Here is a 16,053-nt window from a genome sequence, read left to right as displayed (position 1 = left end):
GCGTACTGCACGCGGCCCGACCAGCGGGGCGCGTGCAGTCGCGTGGGGCCTTACCGGATGACGCGACCCTGGCGGTCGATCACCGCCATTTCGGCAAATTCCAGACCGGCACGCTTGGCGCCGGCAAATGTGACGCTGACGCCGCCAAGGTCGAAGTGATCGAGCGCGCTGAGCGCAGCGGGCAGCTTGCTCTTGCTGCCGTTAGCGCGCTTGAGACCCTCGATCAGCGTGCGCGCGGCGACATAGGATTCCATCATCGCCTGACTCGGCTCGACGTCGTTCGGGCCAAATTTCTGGTAGCCGGCCCGGAAGTCGCGCACCAGCGGCACGGACTCGTTGAGCGTGTTCGGGGCGGCTTCCATGACCGATACCCCGTGGGCGGCCTTCTTGCCGATCACGCGGGCGAGGTGGGCACCCTCGACCAAGGATAGCGCGGTCAGCTGGGCTGTTCCGCCCTGAGCACGAAAGCGCTGGATGAACGCTGCGGCCCCGGCTGTTTGTGAGGCGAGGACAATGGCCTGGGGTTGCGCGGCGAGCATCTTGGTGACCGCCTGATCGACCATCGCCGAACCTGCCAGATAGGATACGCCGCTGATCTTTACGCCGAGCGCCGGTGCTTCGCTGGATGCCGCGGCCCAGGCTTCACGCCCGGAACCGTTGTCCTCATACACGATACCGACATTGCGCATGCCGCTGGTCGCGTAATGCTTGAGCACCCGTGCGATTTCGAAGGTGAAACTCGGGCGTGTGAGAAACAGCATCTTCGAGCCGCTGGCCAGACTCGATGCACCGACGCGCGGCCCCACCAAGGCCAGACCGCTGTCGTCGAGCACACGACTATCGAGGACTTGCTGGACGCTGTCTTCGCCCACAACCCCGAGCACGGCAACCGGCGAGTGCTTGTCGATCAGCGCGCGGGCCTGCTTGCCCACATCTCCGGGCTCCTGGTTGGCGGTCACCAGGCGCACCTTCTGCCCTCCGATGCCGCCACGCGCATTCAGATCAGAGAGGGCGACCTGCGCGCCGACCTGCATGTGCCAGCCGATGCCGCCGTAGGGGCCGGTGAGCGGGACGATCTGCAGCACGGTGATGTCCGCACTGGCCAGCGATGCGGCGCCCGCGAGCGCCAGAGTTGTAGCCGCCTTGACGAGGCGGACGGATATCTTCTTGAGCATGTTCGTGTTCTTTCGCGTGCGGATCAGCGTTGGGCGATGGCTTGCAGCAGGCGCGCTTGGGCGTCGCGCGAGCTCATGCCCGGATCGTTGAAGAAGCTCGAAACCGCGCTCTGCATGGCAGCCTGAACGGCCTCCGGCGCAGCCATGCGGTGGGCGACCGAGGGCACCAGGCCACCGCTCTGCGCGGTCGCGCGGAAGTCTTCTGCCGAGCGCTTGGCGCAGTCGTCGAAACGGTCCATGCGGGCGTTGGTGCGGGCCGGGATCGAACCCTTGGCGAGATTGAAGTTTTCCTGGAACTCGGCGCCCATCAACGCGTTCGCCAGATCAGCCTGGGCCTTGCGCGCATCGTCCTGACGCTGGCGGAAGAAGGCAAAGCTGTCGATGTTGTAGGTGTACGTCTTGTCGGTGCCTGGCGCCGGCAGGCACAGGTAATCGCGGCCGGGCTGCTTGCCGGCCTTGGCGAACTCGCCCTTGGCCCAGTCGCCCATAAACTGCACGGCGGCTTTGCCATTGATGACCATGGCGGTGGCGGCACTCCACTCGCGGTTGTTGGCGCCAGCGTCGATGAGCTTGCGCAGCGCCTTGAAGGTGTCGAGCGCCTTGATCATGGTTGGGCTCTGGATCGTTGCAGCTTCGAGCGAGACAAATGCGCGACGGTAGAAATCCGCACCGCCGACGCCAAGCGCCACCGATTCAAACAGCGTGAAGTCCTGCCAGGGCTGGCCGCCGTGCGCAATCGGCACGAAACCTGCCTTGCGGATGCTGTCGGCTGAGGAAATCAGGGCGTCCCAGGTGGCGGGGGGTTCGACGCCCGACTTCTTGAGTACTTCAGGGTTGATCCACATCCAGTTGACGCGGTGCACGTTCACCGGCGCGGCGACGTAGCGACCTTCGTACTTCATGGCGTTGGCGACGACGGTCGGGAGGGTGGCGTCCCAGTTGCCTGCCTTGGCGACATCGCCAATGTCAGCGAGCAGGCCTTCCTCGGCCCATTCACGGATCTCGGGACCCTTGATCTGCGCCGCCATCGGGGGATAGCCGGAAACGACGCGCGTCTTGAGCAAGAGCATCGCGTTGTCGCCGCCTCCGCCGGCGACGGAAAAATCACGCCAGCGATGTCCGGAGGCTTCGAGCTTCTTGGTCAGCTCGGCAAGGGCGCGGGCTTCGCCGCCGGAGGTCCACCAGTGCAGAACCTCGATGTCGGTGGCGCGCGCTGCCGCTGCCGCGAGGGTCAGGGCAATCGCCGCGACGCCGCTTGTGATTCGGGCATGTCTCATAGTGCGTAGTCCAGTCGTTATGTTGCCTCGGCTTGGCCGCAGGCAAGGCAGGGCTATCGGCGATTCCACTCGGGGTCGTCGATTGCCGGGCTGAGTAGGGGTGTCGTGTTGGCCGAATGGCCTGGCGCGCGGCGCTATCGTCGTGCGGGGGCCAAATGCAACAGATGAAGCCGCGTGGCGACCCGCGAAGGTCGCCAATGGAAGTGAGCGCTCACCGTTATCTCCTTTTTGTGTGTGATCTGCTGGTCGCTTGTCGTTCGCGCCATGCATTGTTATGTGCTACAGGAAAACCCGAAGCGGGTTAACCCTAAATCTTCCATGGGTACTTTGCAATCGTTCCGTCATGAACGGTGCGATTGCACGGATCTCATGCCAGAGAGCGCAGCCGGCTGCAGACTTGTTGGGGCAATGAAAAGGGGCTTCCGAAGAAGCCCCTTTGTACGGTCTGCAGACTAAGTCATTCAGTCACTGAAGAACTCACGAACCTTGTCCATCCAGCCCTTGGCGCGTGGTGTCTGCTTGGCAGCGTCGACCTGAGCCAACTCTTCGAATTCCCGCAGCAGTTCGCGCTGGCGTTCGTTCAGGTTGACGGGCGTTTCGACCACGACATGGCAGAGCAGATCGCCTGGGTGGCCCGAACGCACGTTGCGGATGCCCTTGCCGCGCAGGCGGAACACCTTCCCGCTTTGAGTCTCTGGCGGGATCTTCAGGTTGGCGGCGCCGTCCAGCGTCGGAATGGCAATCTCGCCGCCCAGCGCCGCGGTGGCGAAACCGATCGGCATCTCGCAATGCAGGTCGTCGTGGTCGCGCTGGAAGACCTGGTGCTCGCGGACGTGGATCTCGACATAAAGGTCGCCTGGGGGGCCCCCGTTTACGCCCGGCTCACCGTAGCCGGCATGGCGCAGGCGCATGCCGTCGTCGATACCGGCCGGGATCTTCACTTCCAGTGTCTTCTGCTTCTTCACGCGGCCGGCGCCATGGCAGCTGCCGCAGGGGTCAGAGATGTGCCGGCCGGAGCCATGGCACTTCGGGCAAGTCTGCTGGATCGAGAAGAAGCCTTGCTGCATGCGCACCTGACCGGCGCCACCGCAGGTGGGGCAGGTCTTGGGTTGCGTGCCGGGCTTGGCGCCCGAGCCGTGGCAGATCTCGCACTCTTCCATGAGCGGAATGCGGATCGTCTTTTCGGCACCGCGCGCCGCCTCTTCCAGCGAGATTTCAAGGTTGTAGCGCAGGTCGGCGCCACGATAGACATTCGAACGCCCACCGCCGCCACCGCCACGGCCGCCACCGAAGATCTCGTCGAAGATGCCGCCGAAGGCATCGGAAAAGCCCTCGAAGCCTGCGCCGCCGCCGAAGCCGCCGGGTCCGCCCGCAGCGGACGGATCCACGCCAGCATGCCCGTAGCGGTCATACGCAGCGCGCTTGTTGCCGTCCGAGAGCACTTCGTAGGCCTCTTTGGCCTCCTTGAATTTCTCTTCGGCGCTCTTGTCGTCGGGGTTGCGGTCCGGGTGGAACTTCATCGCGAGCTTGCGATAGGACTTCTTGATGTCCTCGTCGCTGGCGTCGCGGTTGACCCCCAGTACGTCGTAATAATCCCTTTTGGCCATCTGTTCTTTTCCTCTAACGCAAAGGCGCAAAGGACGCGATGCGATCCTTTGCGCCCTTCACGCCTTCGCGTTGTTGCGGATTACTTCTTGTCTTTGACCTCGGTGAACTCGGCATCCACGACATTGTCGTCGGCCGGCTTGGCGCCCGCGCCGGCATGCGCCCCTGCGCCTGCTGCGCCGGCACCCGCACCCGCGTCGGCGGTCTGCGAGTACATCTTCTCGCCCAGCGTCTGGCTCGCGAGTGCCAGGGCCTGCGCCTTGGCTTCGATGTCTTCCTTGTCGGTGCCCTTGATCGCTTCCTCGGCTTCCTTGATCGCGGTCTCGATCTTGGCCTTTTCGTCGGCCGAGACCTTGTCACCGTGTTCCTGGATGGCCTTCTTGGCGGTGTGAATCAGCGCATCGCACTGGTTGCGGGCGTCGATCAATTCGCGTGCCTTGCGATCATCCTCGGCGTGCGCGGCGGCGTCGTTTACCATCTTCTGGACTTCTTCATCCGACAGGCCCGAGTTGGCCTTGATGGTGATCTTGGCTTCCTTGTTGGTGGCCTTGTCCTTGGCCGACACATGCAGGATGCCGTTGGCGTCGATGTCGAAGGTCACTTCGATCTGTGGCATGCCGCGCGGCGCCGGCGGGATGTCGGACAGGTTGAACTGGCCGAGGCTCTTGTTGGCCGAGGCCATTTCGCGCTCGCCCTGCAGCACATGGATCGTCACTGCGGTCTGGTTGTCGTCCGCGGTCGAGAATACCTGCTGCGCCTTGGTCGGGATCGTGGTGTTGCGCTTGATCAGCGGGGTCATCACGCCGCCCAGGGTTTCGATACCCAGGGTGAGCGGGCAGACGTCGAGCAGCAGCACATCCTTCACTTCGCCTTGCAGCACGCCACCCTGGATCGCCGCGCCAACAGCCACGGCTTCGTCCGGGTTCACGTCCTTGCGCGGTTCCTTGCCGAAGAACTCGCGCACCTTTTCCTGCACCTTGGGCATGCGGGTCTGGCCGCCGACAAGGATCACGTCGTCGATGTCGGTGACCTTCAGGCCAGCATCCTTGAGCGCCTTGCGGCAGGGCTCAATGGTCGCATCGACCAGTTCCTCGACCAGAGATTCGAACTTGGCGCGGGTGATCTTCATCGCGAGGTGGCACGGCGCACCGTTGGCCATCGTGATGTACGGCTCGTTGATTTCGGTCTGCTGGCCCGACGACAGCTCGATCTTGGCGCGTTCAGCCGCAGCCTTGATGCGTTGCAGCGCAATCGCATCCTTCGACAGGTCGATGCCGTTCTGCTTCTTGAACTCTTCGACGATGTAGTCGATCACGCGCTGATCGAAGTCCTCGCCGCCGAGGAAGGTGTCGCCGTTGGTGGCCAGCACTTCAAACTGCTTGTCGCCGTCGACGTCTGCGATCTCGATAATCGAGATATCGAAGGTGCCGCCGCCAAGGTCGAACACGGCAATCTTCTTGTCCTTGCCCGAAACCTTGTCCATGCCGAAGGCGAGGGCGGCCGCGGTCGGCTCGTTGATGATGCGCTTCACCTCAAGGCCGGCGATGCGGCCGGCGTCCTTGGTCGCCTGGCGCTGACTGTCGTTGAAGTAGGCCGGCACGGTGATGACGGCTTCGGTCACTTCTTCACCGAGGTAGTCCTCGGCCGTCTTCTTCATCTTGCGCAGGACTTCGGCGGAAATCTGCGGCGGGGCCATCTTCTTGCCGCGCACTTCCACCCAGGCGTCACCGTTGTCGGCCTTGGTGATGGCGTAGGGCATCAGCGAGATGTCCTTCTGCACTTCCTTTTCCTCGAAGCGGCGGCCGATCAGGCGCTTCACCGCGTAGAGGGTGTTCTTGGCGTTGGTGACAGCCTGGCGCTTGGCCGGCGCGCCGCAGAGGATCTCGCCTTCTTCCATGTAGGCCACGATCGACGGCGTCGTGCGTGCACCTTCGGAGTTTTCGATGACTTTCGGCGTGCCGCCTTCCATGATGGCGACGCAGCTGTTGGTCGTACCCAGGTCGATACCGATGATCTTGCCCATGTTCGTGTTGTCCTTTCCGAATTCTGTGGTGTGACTTCAAACCTGTTATCGAAGTGGGGTCTTGTCGCGGCCTTTCAAGGCCCTGCGAACCACTCGCGGTTCATTGTTCGGATTCGTGCGCGCGGCGACGAATCAGCCCTGACCCTTGGAAACAGCGACCATCGCCGGGCGTACAACGCGACCTTCGATCAGGTAGCCCTTCTGGAAGACCTGTACGACGGTATTCGCCGGCTGGTCGGACTCAACCATGCTCATGGCTTGATGCTGATGCGGATCGAACTTCGCGCCCACCGGGTCGAGTTCGGTCAGGTTGCCGCGCTCGAAGGCGCGAGCGAGGTTACGCAAAGTCAGCTCAACACCTTCGCGGATCGTTTCGAGAGTCGGATTCGCGACCGCCAAGGTCTGCTCCAGGCTGTCCTTCACCGGCAGCAGCTCGGTGGCGAACTTCTCGATCGCGAACTTCGAGGCCTTCTGGATGTCTTCCGCTGCACGACGGCGCACGTTTTCAGTCTCGGCCTTGGCGCGCAACCAGGCGTCATGATGTTCCGCGAGCTTAAGTTCGGTCTGGCGCAGCTGTTCTTCCAGGCTCGGCAAGGTATCAACCTGCGCTGATTCGGCGGCTTCAGCGCTTGCCGCTTCGGGCGAGACCTCGGTAACCGGGGTTTCTTCGAGCTCTGGTTGCTGAGCGGACGGATTTTCCTGCATGTCTTTGAACTCCCTGATGGCGACTTTGCCAGCATGTGGGGCGTATAAGCGGGATTTCAAGTGCGGTTTGTGGCGAATCGGTACAGCCGCTAACATGCACGCTGTTGACGGGGGGTTTCATGGCGGCAATGCCGGAACGGATAGGGAAGTACCGAATCATCCGCGAGATCGGGCGTGGCGCCACGGCTATCGTCTATCTGGCGGAAAACCCCTTCTATCCAGAGCCGATCGCGCTCAAGCACATCAGCTTCAACGACAAGGCGAAAGACCAGGCCAAGTGGAACCGGCGCCTGCTCAAGCTGCTGCGTGCGGAAGAAGCCGTATCGAAGCGACTCAACCACCCGAACATCATCCGGATCTTCGAAACGGTGATCGAAGCCGACCAGGCTTACGTGGTGATGGAGTTTTTCGAGGGTTATTCGCTCGAGCGCTATTGCACCTTCGACAACCTGCTGCCGATGCATCGCGTCGTCAGCATCATCTTCAAGTGCTGCATGGCGCTGGATTACGCCTACAAGAACGGCATCATCCATCGCGACATCAAGCCGGCCAACATCCTGGTGGACGACCAGGACAACGTGAAGATCACCGACTTCGGTCTGGCCCTGAACATCAAGAAGCAGAGCGAAGAGGATTCGACTTTCATCATGGGCGTGGGCTCGCCCGCCTACATGTCGCCCGAACAGGTGAAGTCCTACCCGCTCAACCAGAAGACCGATCTGTACTCGCTGGGCGTGGTGCTATTCCACATGCTCACCGGGCGCTTGCCGTTCCGCGCCAAGAACCCGGCGCAACTGGTCTACCGCATCATCAACGCTGATCCGCCCTCGGTGGTGCTGCTCAATCCGGCCGTGCCGGAAACGATGGAGCCGGTGATTCGCAAGGCGCTGGAGAAGGATCTTTACTCCCGCTACAAGAATGGCGCGGAAATGGCGAAGGATCTGTCTGCCGTCCGCTACAAGATTTACGACGAGAACGAGCACGTCGAAGACAACTCCCACTTTGGCCAGTTGCGGCGCCTGAATTTCTTTACCGAATTCGACGACGTCGAGGTGTGGGAGGCGTTGCGAATCGGCAAGTGGCGCCAGTGCGAGCAACTCACCACCTTGATCACCGAGGGCAGTGGCGATGCGCGTTTCTGTGTGCTGATCGAGGGGCGAGTCGAACTGTCGATCGAGGGCCGCAGGGTTGCAGAGTATGGGCCGGGTGAGGTGTTCGGCGAAAGCGCCTTCCTCGATGAACTCGACAAGAAGCAGATCGCCACCGTCGTAACGCTGACGCCGGTGACCTACCTGGAAATCAACCCTGCTGCGCTGGTGCTGGCGTCGGAAGAGTGTACCGATCACTTCCGCTCGCGGCTGACCACGCTCGCGATGCGGCGGCTCGCCGCTGCGATGCGGCAACAGTCCAAGAGCGGTGAGGCCGCAACCCGCGGGGCGGGCGGGGCGCCCGCAGGTTTCGAACTGCAGCTGGTCGGCAACTGATCGCGGGCGCAGCCTGAGGCTGAGACTCAGGCCGCGCCTCAGGCCGCGACGTCGATCTGCTGGATGGCCGCCACCTCTCCACTTTCCTTCAGATACACCCCGCTGGCGCGTACGGCCCCGAGGGTATTGTTGGCGCCGTCCTTCAACGTGAACGGCGTTGCGGTACTGCCGAGGTAGAGCGCGCCCACGCCCGCCTGCTGCAGTGTCTCGAGGGTGCCTTGTCCTTGCGATGCAGGCTGCCACAGCCTGAGGGCTGAATAGGCAGCGTCGGCTTCATCGATCCAGCCGTTGCCATCCGTATCGAGGTTGGCCAACTCGCCGAAACCGTCACTGGTCTGCGGGCCGAACAGTTCGGTGCCGTTGTCGATTTTGCCGTTGCCGTTCCGGTCCAGCGCCAGATAGGCCGCCCCGGTCAGCAACGGCAGCTTGTCCGTGCTGCCCGTGCCGGATAGATCGAACCGGATGCTCTCGCCAGTTGCCGAAATCGTCGATCGGTCGAGCTGTAGCACGATCGGGTCCTTCACTGGTGGGTCGCCGGCCGAGATCGATACGCTCGTTTCCTGCCGTTGATACCGTTCCATCGAAAGCGACAGGTCGAACGTGACGGAGCGGCCGTCTGCAAGCGACACGCTGCCCTTTGCCGAGAAGCTGGTGCGTTCGTACTCCTCGCTGACCTGCTTTGATGTGAATTCGATGCCCCAGCCAGCGCGCTGCGGCGCCGCACCCTGAGCCTGACTGCCCGCCGCAGCCGGGGGCGTGGAGGCATCGGAGGATGAAGTCGCGTCGCCCGGTGCCGCGCCCGTGAGGTCCGCACTGGTGAAGAACTGGACCTTCCGTCCGGTCATCGCCTCGATGATGTCCTTGAGGATCTGCAACTCCTTTGGCAATCCGGGGTCTGACTTGTCATCGGCAGGCTTGACGCTCGCCGTGTCAGTCTGGCCGTGGGCCGTCGTGTCGGCCGGCAATTGCGCTGGCGGCCGTTGGCCGCGGTCTTGCTGGCTGAGCCGCAGTTGGGTGCGGGCCGAATCGGAGAGCACTACCCGCGCGTGTTCGTGCAAGTCGGCGTTGAAACCGCTGGTGCCGGTGGCGCCGTTGCGGCGTGCGTCGACCCAAGCCCGCAGATGCGTATCCGTTTCAAGTGCGCGCCAAGCGTCGTGGGACGAGGCCAAGGCCACGTCCGATGCAGTGATCTTCATATGTCGCTCCTTGCGTGAGGTCCGGGCAGGCCGGCCAGGCTGTATCGCCTGGGTGTTGTAGCGGCTTGATCGAGGATCGCCTTGAGGGCCAGACGGGGGGACGACGCCCGGTCAGGAGCGGAAAGAAGCAGATCTGCTTGACACGCTAAAGTTTTGTGAAACGCGGCCGAAAACCCCCTTATCGCCGCCGTAGTAGAAGCAACCCAATGGAGGAATGTCGTGGCCCGAAGCAGCGTTTATGGGATCAGCCGGGTGGACAACGAGGTCAGCCGCACCCATGGCTGGCTGGTGACCATCCAGCGGCGGGGAGTTATTTACCGCAAGCACTTCAGTGACGGGGTGCACGGTGGGAAAACGAAGTCCTTCAACGCCGCAAAGGCGTATCGGGACGAAGTGATCGCCGAGCATCCGCCGTTCTCGATGCGCGAATACTCGAACATCGTGAAAAAGAACAACCGCTCGGGCGTGGTCGGCGTCTGCCGCTACTGCGCATCGGAAACGCGGGACATGCCGGAAGAAAAGCAACGGTGGTTCTGGGTGGCCTCGTGGCCGCTGCCGGATGGCCGTCGCAAGCGCGTGAAGTTTTCAGTCAAGAAATACGGCGAGGACGGTGCATTCAAGATGGCCTTGAAGGCACGCAAGGACGCGCTGAAGAAGCTTGAAGGCGAGTTCGATCCTGGTGCCGTCAGGCGCAAGCCGGCGCGTCGTCGCGCTGCGAGCGCAGAAGGCGCACGTAGATCCGCCTGATCGACCGACACAAGGCGCCGTGCGTTGCCGGCGCCTTGTGAAAGTCCCTTGTCATCGGCGCGGCTCGGACAAAGCCGCGCTGACCAGCGTGCACAACACGCTGTAGAGGAGCGCGCCCCAGAAGGCGGCCCAAAAAGTCGGCACGACGATGCCGCCGATCAGGCCTGCCACGGCCCAGAACGCCAGCGCATTGATGACGAGTGCAAAGATGCCGAGCGTCAGCACGCTGATCGGCAGTGTGATCAGCAGCAACAGCGGCTTGATCGATGCGTTCACCAGCCCTAGCAGCAGTGCGAACAGCAAGGCCGCAGTCCAGCTCTTTACCGAAATGCTGCTCACGATTTCGGGCACAAGCATCAGCGCCACGGTGTTGAGTGCCCACTGGGCAAGCCGATTCACGATCATGTTTTCGCTCCGAGTGCGTTCGCCCGCTTGGCACTGCGTTCGAGTGTTGCGGCGTCGGGCGCGGGCGATGCCAGCCAGTCGCTCGCCTGGCGTTCGACCAGATTCACGAGGGCGCGTATCCAGTCGTCGCGCTCGTTGAGGCAGGGGATGTAGCTGAAGTCCTTTCCGCCGGCAGCGATGAAAGCCTGGTGGCATTCGATCGCGATTTCTTCCAGTGTTTCCAGGCAGTCCGCGACAAAGCCGGGGCAAATCACGTCCACCTTCTTCACGCCTTCGCGGGCGAGCGCCTGCAAGGTCGGTTCGGTATAGGGCTGAAGCCACTCGGCTCGACCGAAACGTGACTGAAAGGTAACGAAGTATTGTTCCGGCGTCAGCGCGAGGCGCTCGGCGATCAGCCGCGCGGTCTTGTGGCACTCGCAGTGGTAGGGGTCGCCACGGTCGAGGGTGTAACGGGGCACCCCGTGAAAGCTGATCACCAGTCGATCGGCGCGGCCATTGCGCTGCCAGTGCTCACGCACGCTCGCTGCGATCGCATCGATGTAGCCGGCGTCACCGGCAAAGGCGCGCAGCATCCGCAGCTCGGGCAAGTTGCGACACCTGCGCATCCAGTCCGCCAGTGCGTCGGCGACCGAACCGGTGGTACTGCCGGCGTATTGCGGATAGAGCGGCACGATCAGGATGCGGTCACAGCCTGCAGCGCGCAGCGCATCGAGTTGGGTGCCTACCGAGGGGTTGCCGTAACGCATCGCATGCAACACCTCGACGCCAGGGTGGCCGGCCTGGCCGAGATAGCCCCGGACCAGTTTGGCCTGGCGTTTTGTGTGCACTGCCAGTGGCGAACCCTCGCGATCCCACACGCTCTCGTATTTGTGCGCGGATTTCTTCGGGCGAGTATTCAGGATGATCCCGTTGAGGATCAGCCACCACAGTGGTTTCGGGATCTCCACCACCCGATCGTCCGAAAGAAACTGCTTGAGGTAGCGGCGCAGCGCACTGGGCGTTGGCGCGTCGGGCGTCCCGAGGTTGACGAGCAGCACACCGATTCTCGGTGCTACGCCGTGGCGGAACGCCGGTTCAGGGCGAAAACGGGACATGTGAACGAAGGCCTCAGTTGGGCGGAGTCAGCGCGCTGGAAAGCAGGCGGGCGGTGATATCCACGATGGGAATGACGCGTTCGTAGGCCATCCGGGTCGGGCCGATCACGCCAAGCGAACCGACGACCTGACCGTCGACCTTGAACGGGGCGGTCACCACCGTGCAGTCGTCGAGCGGTGCGATGCCCGATTCGCCGCCGATGAAGATCTGCATGCCCTGCGCGTTACGCGAAACATCCAGCAACTGGAGCAGGCCGGTCTTCTGTTCGAAGAGGCGGAACAGATCGCGCAGACGGCCCATGTTTGACGACAGTTCCTCGACCTCGAGCAGGTTGCGCTCGCCGCTTAGCACGTACGACGAGCCACTGCTTTCGGTGAAGGCTTCCTGCCCGGCCGATATCGCGGCGGACATCAGGTCTGACATGTCCTCGCGCAACTGCACCAGTTCTTCACGGATACGGTCGCGGATCTCGTCGAACTCAAGGCCGGCGAAATGCTGGTTCAGGAAGTTGGTTGCGCGGGTCAGTTCGTCAGTGGAGTAGGGGCGCTGGGTCAGCAGGATGCGGTTCTGCACGTCGCCCGACTGGGTCACGATGATCAGCAGGATCCTGCGATCCGACAGCCCTACGAATTCAAGCTGGCGGATCCGGGTGGCGGTCTTGCGTGCCGTCACCACGACGCCGGCAAAACGGGTGAGCTCCGACAACAGGTGCGAGGCCGCCGTAATGACACGCTGGGGCTGGTCTGGCTGCAACTGGTGTTCCAGTTCCCGCAGTTGGTCGTGCTGCAGGGGCTGCACGGTGAGCAGGCTATCGACGAACAGCCGGTACCCCTTCGCGGTCGGGACGCGTCCGGCCGAAGTGTGCGGGCTGGCGACCAGGCCGAACTCTTCGAGGTCGGCCATCACATTACGTATGGTCGCCGGCGAGAGTTCGAGTCCCGAGGACTTGGACAAGGCCCGCGAGCCGACCGGCTGGCCATCTGCAATGTAACGTTCCACCAGTGCCTTGAGGAGGATCTGGGCACGTTGGTCGAGTGACTGATTCACCGGGCTGGATTCCATGTCGGCCATTCTAGGGAAAATTCATTCGATCGCAACGCAGCTGGGCAAATCGAGCGCAGGGCGCTGCAACGCTGCCGGCACCTGCCTTGTGGTTAAATTGGCTCCATGAACGACGGTTTCAAGACCATCGCCCTGATCGGCAAGTACCTGAGTCCGGAGGTTTCGGATGCGGTGCTGCGACTCGCGCTCTTCTTGCGCGAGCGTGGCTGCGAAGTCCTGATCGAGCAGGGTACTGCCAGCGCCACCGGCATCGGCGGCCAATTCCGGGTCGCTGCCTTCGACGAGATCGGCGCACGTGCCGACCTCGCGATCGTTCTGGGCGGTGATGGCACCTTGCTTACCGCTGCGCGGCGTCTCGCCAGTCACGGTGTCCCGCTGGCCGGCGTGAACCAGGGGCGACTGGGATTCCTGACTGACATCCCGCGCGAGGAGATGCTTGAGCATGTCGGCGCAATCCTCGATGGACGGGCGCGGCGAGACACCCGGATGCTGCTCGAAGCGGAAGTGGTGCGTGCCGGCGAGCGGGTCTTCCACACGATGGCGCTCAACGACGCGGTGGTCAGCAAGGGTGAAATCGGCCGTTTGATGGAATTTGAACTCCATCTGGACGGTGAGTTCGTTTATCGCCAGCGTTCCGACGGCATCATCGTGTGCACGCCGACGGGCTCGACTGCCTATGCGATGTCTGCCAACGGGCCGATCCTGCATCCAGGCGTCACCGGGATCGCGCTTGTGCCGCTTTGCCCGCATGCGCTGACGCATCGCCCGATCACGGTATCCGACGATTGCCGCATCGAAATCGTGGTGCTGCCACCGCATGACGCCCGTGTGCACTTCGACGGCCAGTCGCGCTTTGATGCCCGCTCCGGAGACCGCATACGCATCTGGCGCTCCGACCATGTGGTCACCCTGCTGCACCCGCCGGGCTACAGCTACTACTCGATCCTGCGCGAGAAACTCCACTGGAGTGCCGCGCCGCGCCTGCCCTGAAGGAAATATTGTGCTGCGTCGTCTGACGATCCGCGACTTCGTCCTGGTGGACCGCCTTGACCTGGAATTCTCCGAGGGCTTCGGTGCGCTCACCGGCGAGACCGGTGCGGGCAAGTCAATCCTGCTCGATGCGTTGTCCTTGCTGTTGGGCGATCGGGCTGACAGCGCAATGGTGCGCGCCGGCTGCGAGCGGGCGGAAATTGCTGGAACCTTTGAATTTGTCGACGGCGGCGGTGTTCATGCCTGGTTGGCCGACAACGACATCGCGCCCGACGAAATCCTGCTGGTGCGCCGCATCGTGGAATCGGGCGGACGTTCGCGCGCCTACGTGAACGGATCGCCGGTCACGGCGGCGCAATTGAAGGCACTGGGCGAACTGGTGGCCGATATCCACGGTCAGCACGCACATCAGGCCCTGCTGCGCAGCGACGCGCAGCGCGAACTGCTCGATACGCATGCCGGCTCAACGCTGCTGGCGCGCGATGTGGCTCAGGCCTGGCGAGCCTGGCAGCAAGCCAAACGCGAGCGGGAAGAGGCGGTCACGCAGGGCGAAGCATCGGCACGCGAGCGCGAAATGCTGGTGTGGCAACTGAACGAGGCGGAGGCGCTGGCATTCGACCCGGCGGGTTGGCAGCAGACCAACGAAAGCCATCAACGCCTTGCGCACGCCGCCGGGCTGATCGACGGTGCAGGCGCCGCGCTGGCCTCGCTGGACGAGGACGAACCCGCCATTGCGACCGAGGTCGAGCGCCTCGCTGGGCGGCTCGCTGAATTGGCGCGATTCGATGCGCAACTGTCGCCCATTGCCGAACTGATCGCAGGCGCGGGCATTCAGCTCGGTGAGGCAGTGGCGGAACTGCGTCGCTACCGCGACCGACTTGAACTGGATCCGGAAGCGCTTGCCGAGTGCGAACGCCGGATCGGAGCGGTGACCCAGTTTTCGCGCAAATACCGGGTGTCGCCCGACGAGATTCTGGGGTTGGTGGATGCGTGGCGTACGCGACTCGCTGCCATTGAGCGTGCGTCTGATCTGCAATTGCTTGAACTGGCCGAGGCCGAGGTCGCCGCGCGTTACCGCGAATTGGCGTCGCGCCTCTCGGAACAGCGTCGCCGCGCGGCGCGGACCCTCGGTGCGCAGGTGACGGACGCCATGCAGGAACTGGCGATGGCCGGCGGGCGCTTCGAGATCGGGCTGTCTGCGGCAGATCCAGGGACAATTCATGGTTTGGAGGTTGTCGATTTCCTTGTCGCGGCGAACCCGCACCAGGAACCGCGACCGCTCGCCAAGGTTGCTTCCGGTGGTGAGCTGTCGCGCATCGGGCTCGCCATCCAGGTGATCGCAAGTGAAGCGCAGGCGGTGCCGACCCTGGTGTTTGACGAAGTCGATGTGGGCATCGGCGGGCGTGTCGCCGAAGTGGTCGGGCGGCGCTTACGGGAACTCGGGCGGCGCTGTCAGGTGCTGTGCGTGACCCATCTGCCGCAGGTGGCGGCCCGCGCAGACTGGCAGTGGCAGATATCGAAGGAAACCGTTGGCGGCGCGACCTTGTCGCGGGTCGCAGTACTCGACCCGGCCGCGCGAATCGAGGAGATCGCGCGCATGCTTGGCGGCGAACGCATCACCGATACAACCCGCAGCCACGCTGCGGAAATGCTCGGCGTCGAGCAAGTCGGAAGCTGACGCAGACGCCCGGAGTCTGTCGACAATCAAGCCAGCGGAAAGGCGGACGGGCTCAAAGTGACGAAAGCGGAGAATCGTTCGGCGAGCTTGTCGCAGTGCGCGGCTACGCGCCGGATTTGTTCGATGCGGCACAGGACGCGCTCGACGAGATAGCGTCTTGTTCTGCCGGCGATCAAGAGCGCGCAGGACGATGCGATGACTGCGCGGCGGGATAACGGCTCGTCTCCCTTGATCGGTGAGGTGTTCGCGCATGGCGCAGATGACGCGTTGCGCGCCGGATACCCATCCATAGTCCTTCAGCAAGCATGCCGCCCGCAAGCGCAGCAGCCTGGCGAGACCACAATCGTCTGACGGGTTCAGCATATGGACCTGCGGTGGCGCTTGGGGGGTGTGTTACCGGATTTGGCGTCGATCGGCGTCAAGGGTTCCGACGCTACTCCGTGTGTCGAGTCTGTTTGAAATGCCTTCGGCTCGCACCTCGCCGTGCCGGTTGCCGAGTCCTCACGTTCGTGGAGCGGCTTGATGGGGATGGGATCCGGTGCGATCCGGCGGGGTTTGACACCGTGGCGGCAATGGATGCCCCGCGTCTGCGCACAAATGCGACTGGAGTG

General features: G+C 63.3%; 13 protein-coding genes. 4 read left to right on the top strand and 9 right to left on the bottom strand.

Going from position 1 to position 16,053, the window contains the following annotated elements:
* Positions 1 to 50 precede the first annotated feature (50 nt).
* The 5 genes from GGR36_RS07145 to grpE form a co-directional block, all read right to left on the bottom strand.
* Positions 51 to 1,175 (bottom strand): ABC transporter substrate-binding protein, encoded by a 1,125-nt coding sequence (locus GGR36_RS07145; protein WP_183633531.1) that lies wholly within the window; start codon positions 1,173 to 1,175, stop codon positions 51 to 53.
* Positions 1,176 to 1,198: 23 nt separating this feature from the next.
* Positions 1,199 to 2,452, bottom strand: coding sequence for an ABC transporter substrate-binding protein (locus tag GGR36_RS07140; RefSeq protein WP_183633529.1), 1,254 nt, complete (start codon positions 2,450 to 2,452; stop codon positions 1,199 to 1,201).
* Positions 2,453 to 2,913: 461 nt separating this feature from the next.
* A complete protein-coding gene (dnaJ, locus tag GGR36_RS07135) occupies positions 2,914 to 4,059 on the bottom strand; it encodes a molecular chaperone DnaJ (RefSeq protein ID WP_183633527.1) in 1,146 nt (381 codons plus the stop codon).
* 80 nt (positions 4,060 to 4,139) lie between these two features.
* Positions 4,140 to 6,080: a molecular chaperone DnaK gene (gene dnaK, locus GGR36_RS07130; protein WP_183633525.1), complete on the bottom strand. Its 1,941-nt coding sequence runs from the start codon at positions 6,078 to 6,080 to the stop codon at positions 4,140 to 4,142.
* Between the two features lie 132 nt (positions 6,081 to 6,212).
* Positions 6,213 to 6,785, bottom strand: coding sequence for a nucleotide exchange factor GrpE (gene grpE / locus GGR36_RS07125; RefSeq protein ID WP_183633523.1), 573 nt, complete (start codon positions 6,783 to 6,785; stop codon positions 6,213 to 6,215).
* Between the two features lie 119 nt (positions 6,786 to 6,904).
* Between grpE and GGR36_RS07120 the strand changes: the two genes are divergently transcribed.
* Positions 6,905 to 8,269, top strand: a complete 1,365-nt coding sequence (locus GGR36_RS07120; RefSeq protein WP_183633521.1) for a protein kinase domain-containing protein — start codon at positions 6,905 to 6,907, stop codon at positions 8,267 to 8,269.
* Between the two features lie 38 nt (positions 8,270 to 8,307).
* On the opposite strand, the gene GGR36_RS07115 is transcribed toward GGR36_RS07120, so the two are convergent.
* The gene (locus GGR36_RS07115; protein ID WP_221229502.1) at positions 8,308 to 9,327 is read right to left on the bottom strand and encodes a hypothetical protein; all 1,020 of its coding nucleotides are present in this window, start codon (positions 9,325 to 9,327) and stop codon (positions 8,308 to 8,310) included.
* A gap of 357 nt (positions 9,328 to 9,684) precedes the next feature.
* Between GGR36_RS07115 and GGR36_RS22245 the strand changes: the two genes are divergently transcribed.
* Positions 9,685 to 10,212, top strand: a complete 528-nt coding sequence (locus GGR36_RS22245) for an AP2 domain-containing protein (RefSeq protein ID WP_183633517.1) — start codon at positions 9,685 to 9,687, stop codon at positions 10,210 to 10,212.
* A gap of 51 nt (positions 10,213 to 10,263) precedes the next feature.
* On the opposite strand, the gene GGR36_RS07105 is transcribed toward GGR36_RS22245, so the two are convergent.
* Genes GGR36_RS07105 through hrcA form a run of 3 tightly spaced genes read right to left on the bottom strand, consistent with a single transcriptional unit; the run spans position 10,264 to position 12,774 of the window.
* Positions 10,264 to 10,617, bottom strand: coding sequence for a phage holin family protein (locus tag GGR36_RS07105; RefSeq protein ID WP_183633515.1), 354 nt, complete (start codon positions 10,615 to 10,617; stop codon positions 10,264 to 10,266).
* Positions 10,614 to 11,711: a ferrochelatase gene (hemH, locus tag GGR36_RS07100; RefSeq protein ID WP_183633513.1), complete on the bottom strand. Its 1,098-nt coding sequence runs from the start codon at positions 11,709 to 11,711 to the stop codon at positions 10,614 to 10,616. Before hemH ends, GGR36_RS07105 begins: the two co-directional genes overlap by 4 nt.
* A gap of 13 nt (positions 11,712 to 11,724) precedes the next feature.
* Positions 11,725 to 12,774 carry a heat-inducible transcriptional repressor HrcA gene (gene hrcA, locus GGR36_RS07095; protein WP_183633511.1) on the bottom strand — a complete coding sequence of 350 codons (1,050 nt, stop codon included), beginning with the start codon at positions 12,772 to 12,774 and terminating at the stop codon, positions 11,725 to 11,727.
* 105 nt (positions 12,775 to 12,879) lie between these two features.
* Between hrcA and GGR36_RS07090 the strand changes: the two genes are divergently transcribed.
* Together GGR36_RS07090 and recN are read left to right on the top strand one after the other, a co-directional pair.
* Complete coding sequence (locus tag GGR36_RS07090) at positions 12,880 to 13,764, top strand: NAD kinase (protein ID WP_183633509.1); 885 nt, start codon at positions 12,880 to 12,882, stop codon at positions 13,762 to 13,764.
* Positions 13,765 to 13,774: 10 nt separating this feature from the next.
* A complete protein-coding gene (recN, locus tag GGR36_RS07085) occupies positions 13,775 to 15,442 on the top strand; it encodes a DNA repair protein RecN (protein ID WP_183633507.1) in 1,668 nt (555 codons plus the stop codon).
* The last annotated feature ends 611 nt before the right edge of the window (positions 15,443 to 16,053 follow it).

The sequence above is a fragment of the Niveibacterium umoris genome, from assembly GCF_014197015.1.
Lineage (GTDB): Bacteria > Pseudomonadota > Gammaproteobacteria > Burkholderiales > Rhodocyclaceae > Niveibacterium > Niveibacterium umoris.
Note: the sequence above shows the minus strand (reverse complement) of the source record. Positions and strands in the feature narration are given on the sequence as shown.

Excerpts from the sequence above, each read along its gene's own strand:
- GGR36_RS07145 (WP_183633531.1), bottom strand. The coding sequence starts at position 1,175 with ATGCTCAAGAAGATATCCGTCCGCCTCGTCAAGGCGGCTACAACTCTG.
- GGR36_RS07140 (WP_183633529.1), bottom strand. The coding sequence starts at position 2,452 with ATGAGACATGCCCGAATCACAAGCGGCGTCGCGGCGATTGCCCTGACC.
- dnaJ (WP_183633527.1), bottom strand. The coding sequence starts at position 4,059 with ATGGCCAAAAGGGATTATTACGACGTACTGGGGGTCAACCGCGACGCC.
- dnaK (WP_183633525.1), bottom strand. The coding sequence starts at position 6,080 with ATGGGCAAGATCATCGGTATCGACCTGGGTACGACCAACAGCTGCGTC.
- grpE (WP_183633523.1), bottom strand. The coding sequence starts at position 6,785 with ATGCAGGAAAATCCGTCCGCTCAGCAACCAGAGCTCGAAGAAACCCCG.
- GGR36_RS07120 (WP_183633521.1), top strand. The coding sequence starts at position 6,905 with ATGGCGGCAATGCCGGAACGGATAGGGAAGTACCGAATCATCCGCGAG.
- GGR36_RS07105 (WP_183633515.1), bottom strand. The coding sequence starts at position 10,617 with ATGATCGTGAATCGGCTTGCCCAGTGGGCACTCAACACCGTGGCGCTG.
- hemH (WP_183633513.1), bottom strand. The coding sequence starts at position 11,711 with ATGTCCCGTTTTCGCCCTGAACCGGCGTTCCGCCACGGCGTAGCACCG.
- hrcA (WP_183633511.1), bottom strand. The coding sequence starts at position 12,774 with ATGGAATCCAGCCCGGTGAATCAGTCACTCGACCAACGTGCCCAGATC.
- GGR36_RS07090 (WP_183633509.1), top strand. The coding sequence starts at position 12,880 with ATGAACGACGGTTTCAAGACCATCGCCCTGATCGGCAAGTACCTGAGT.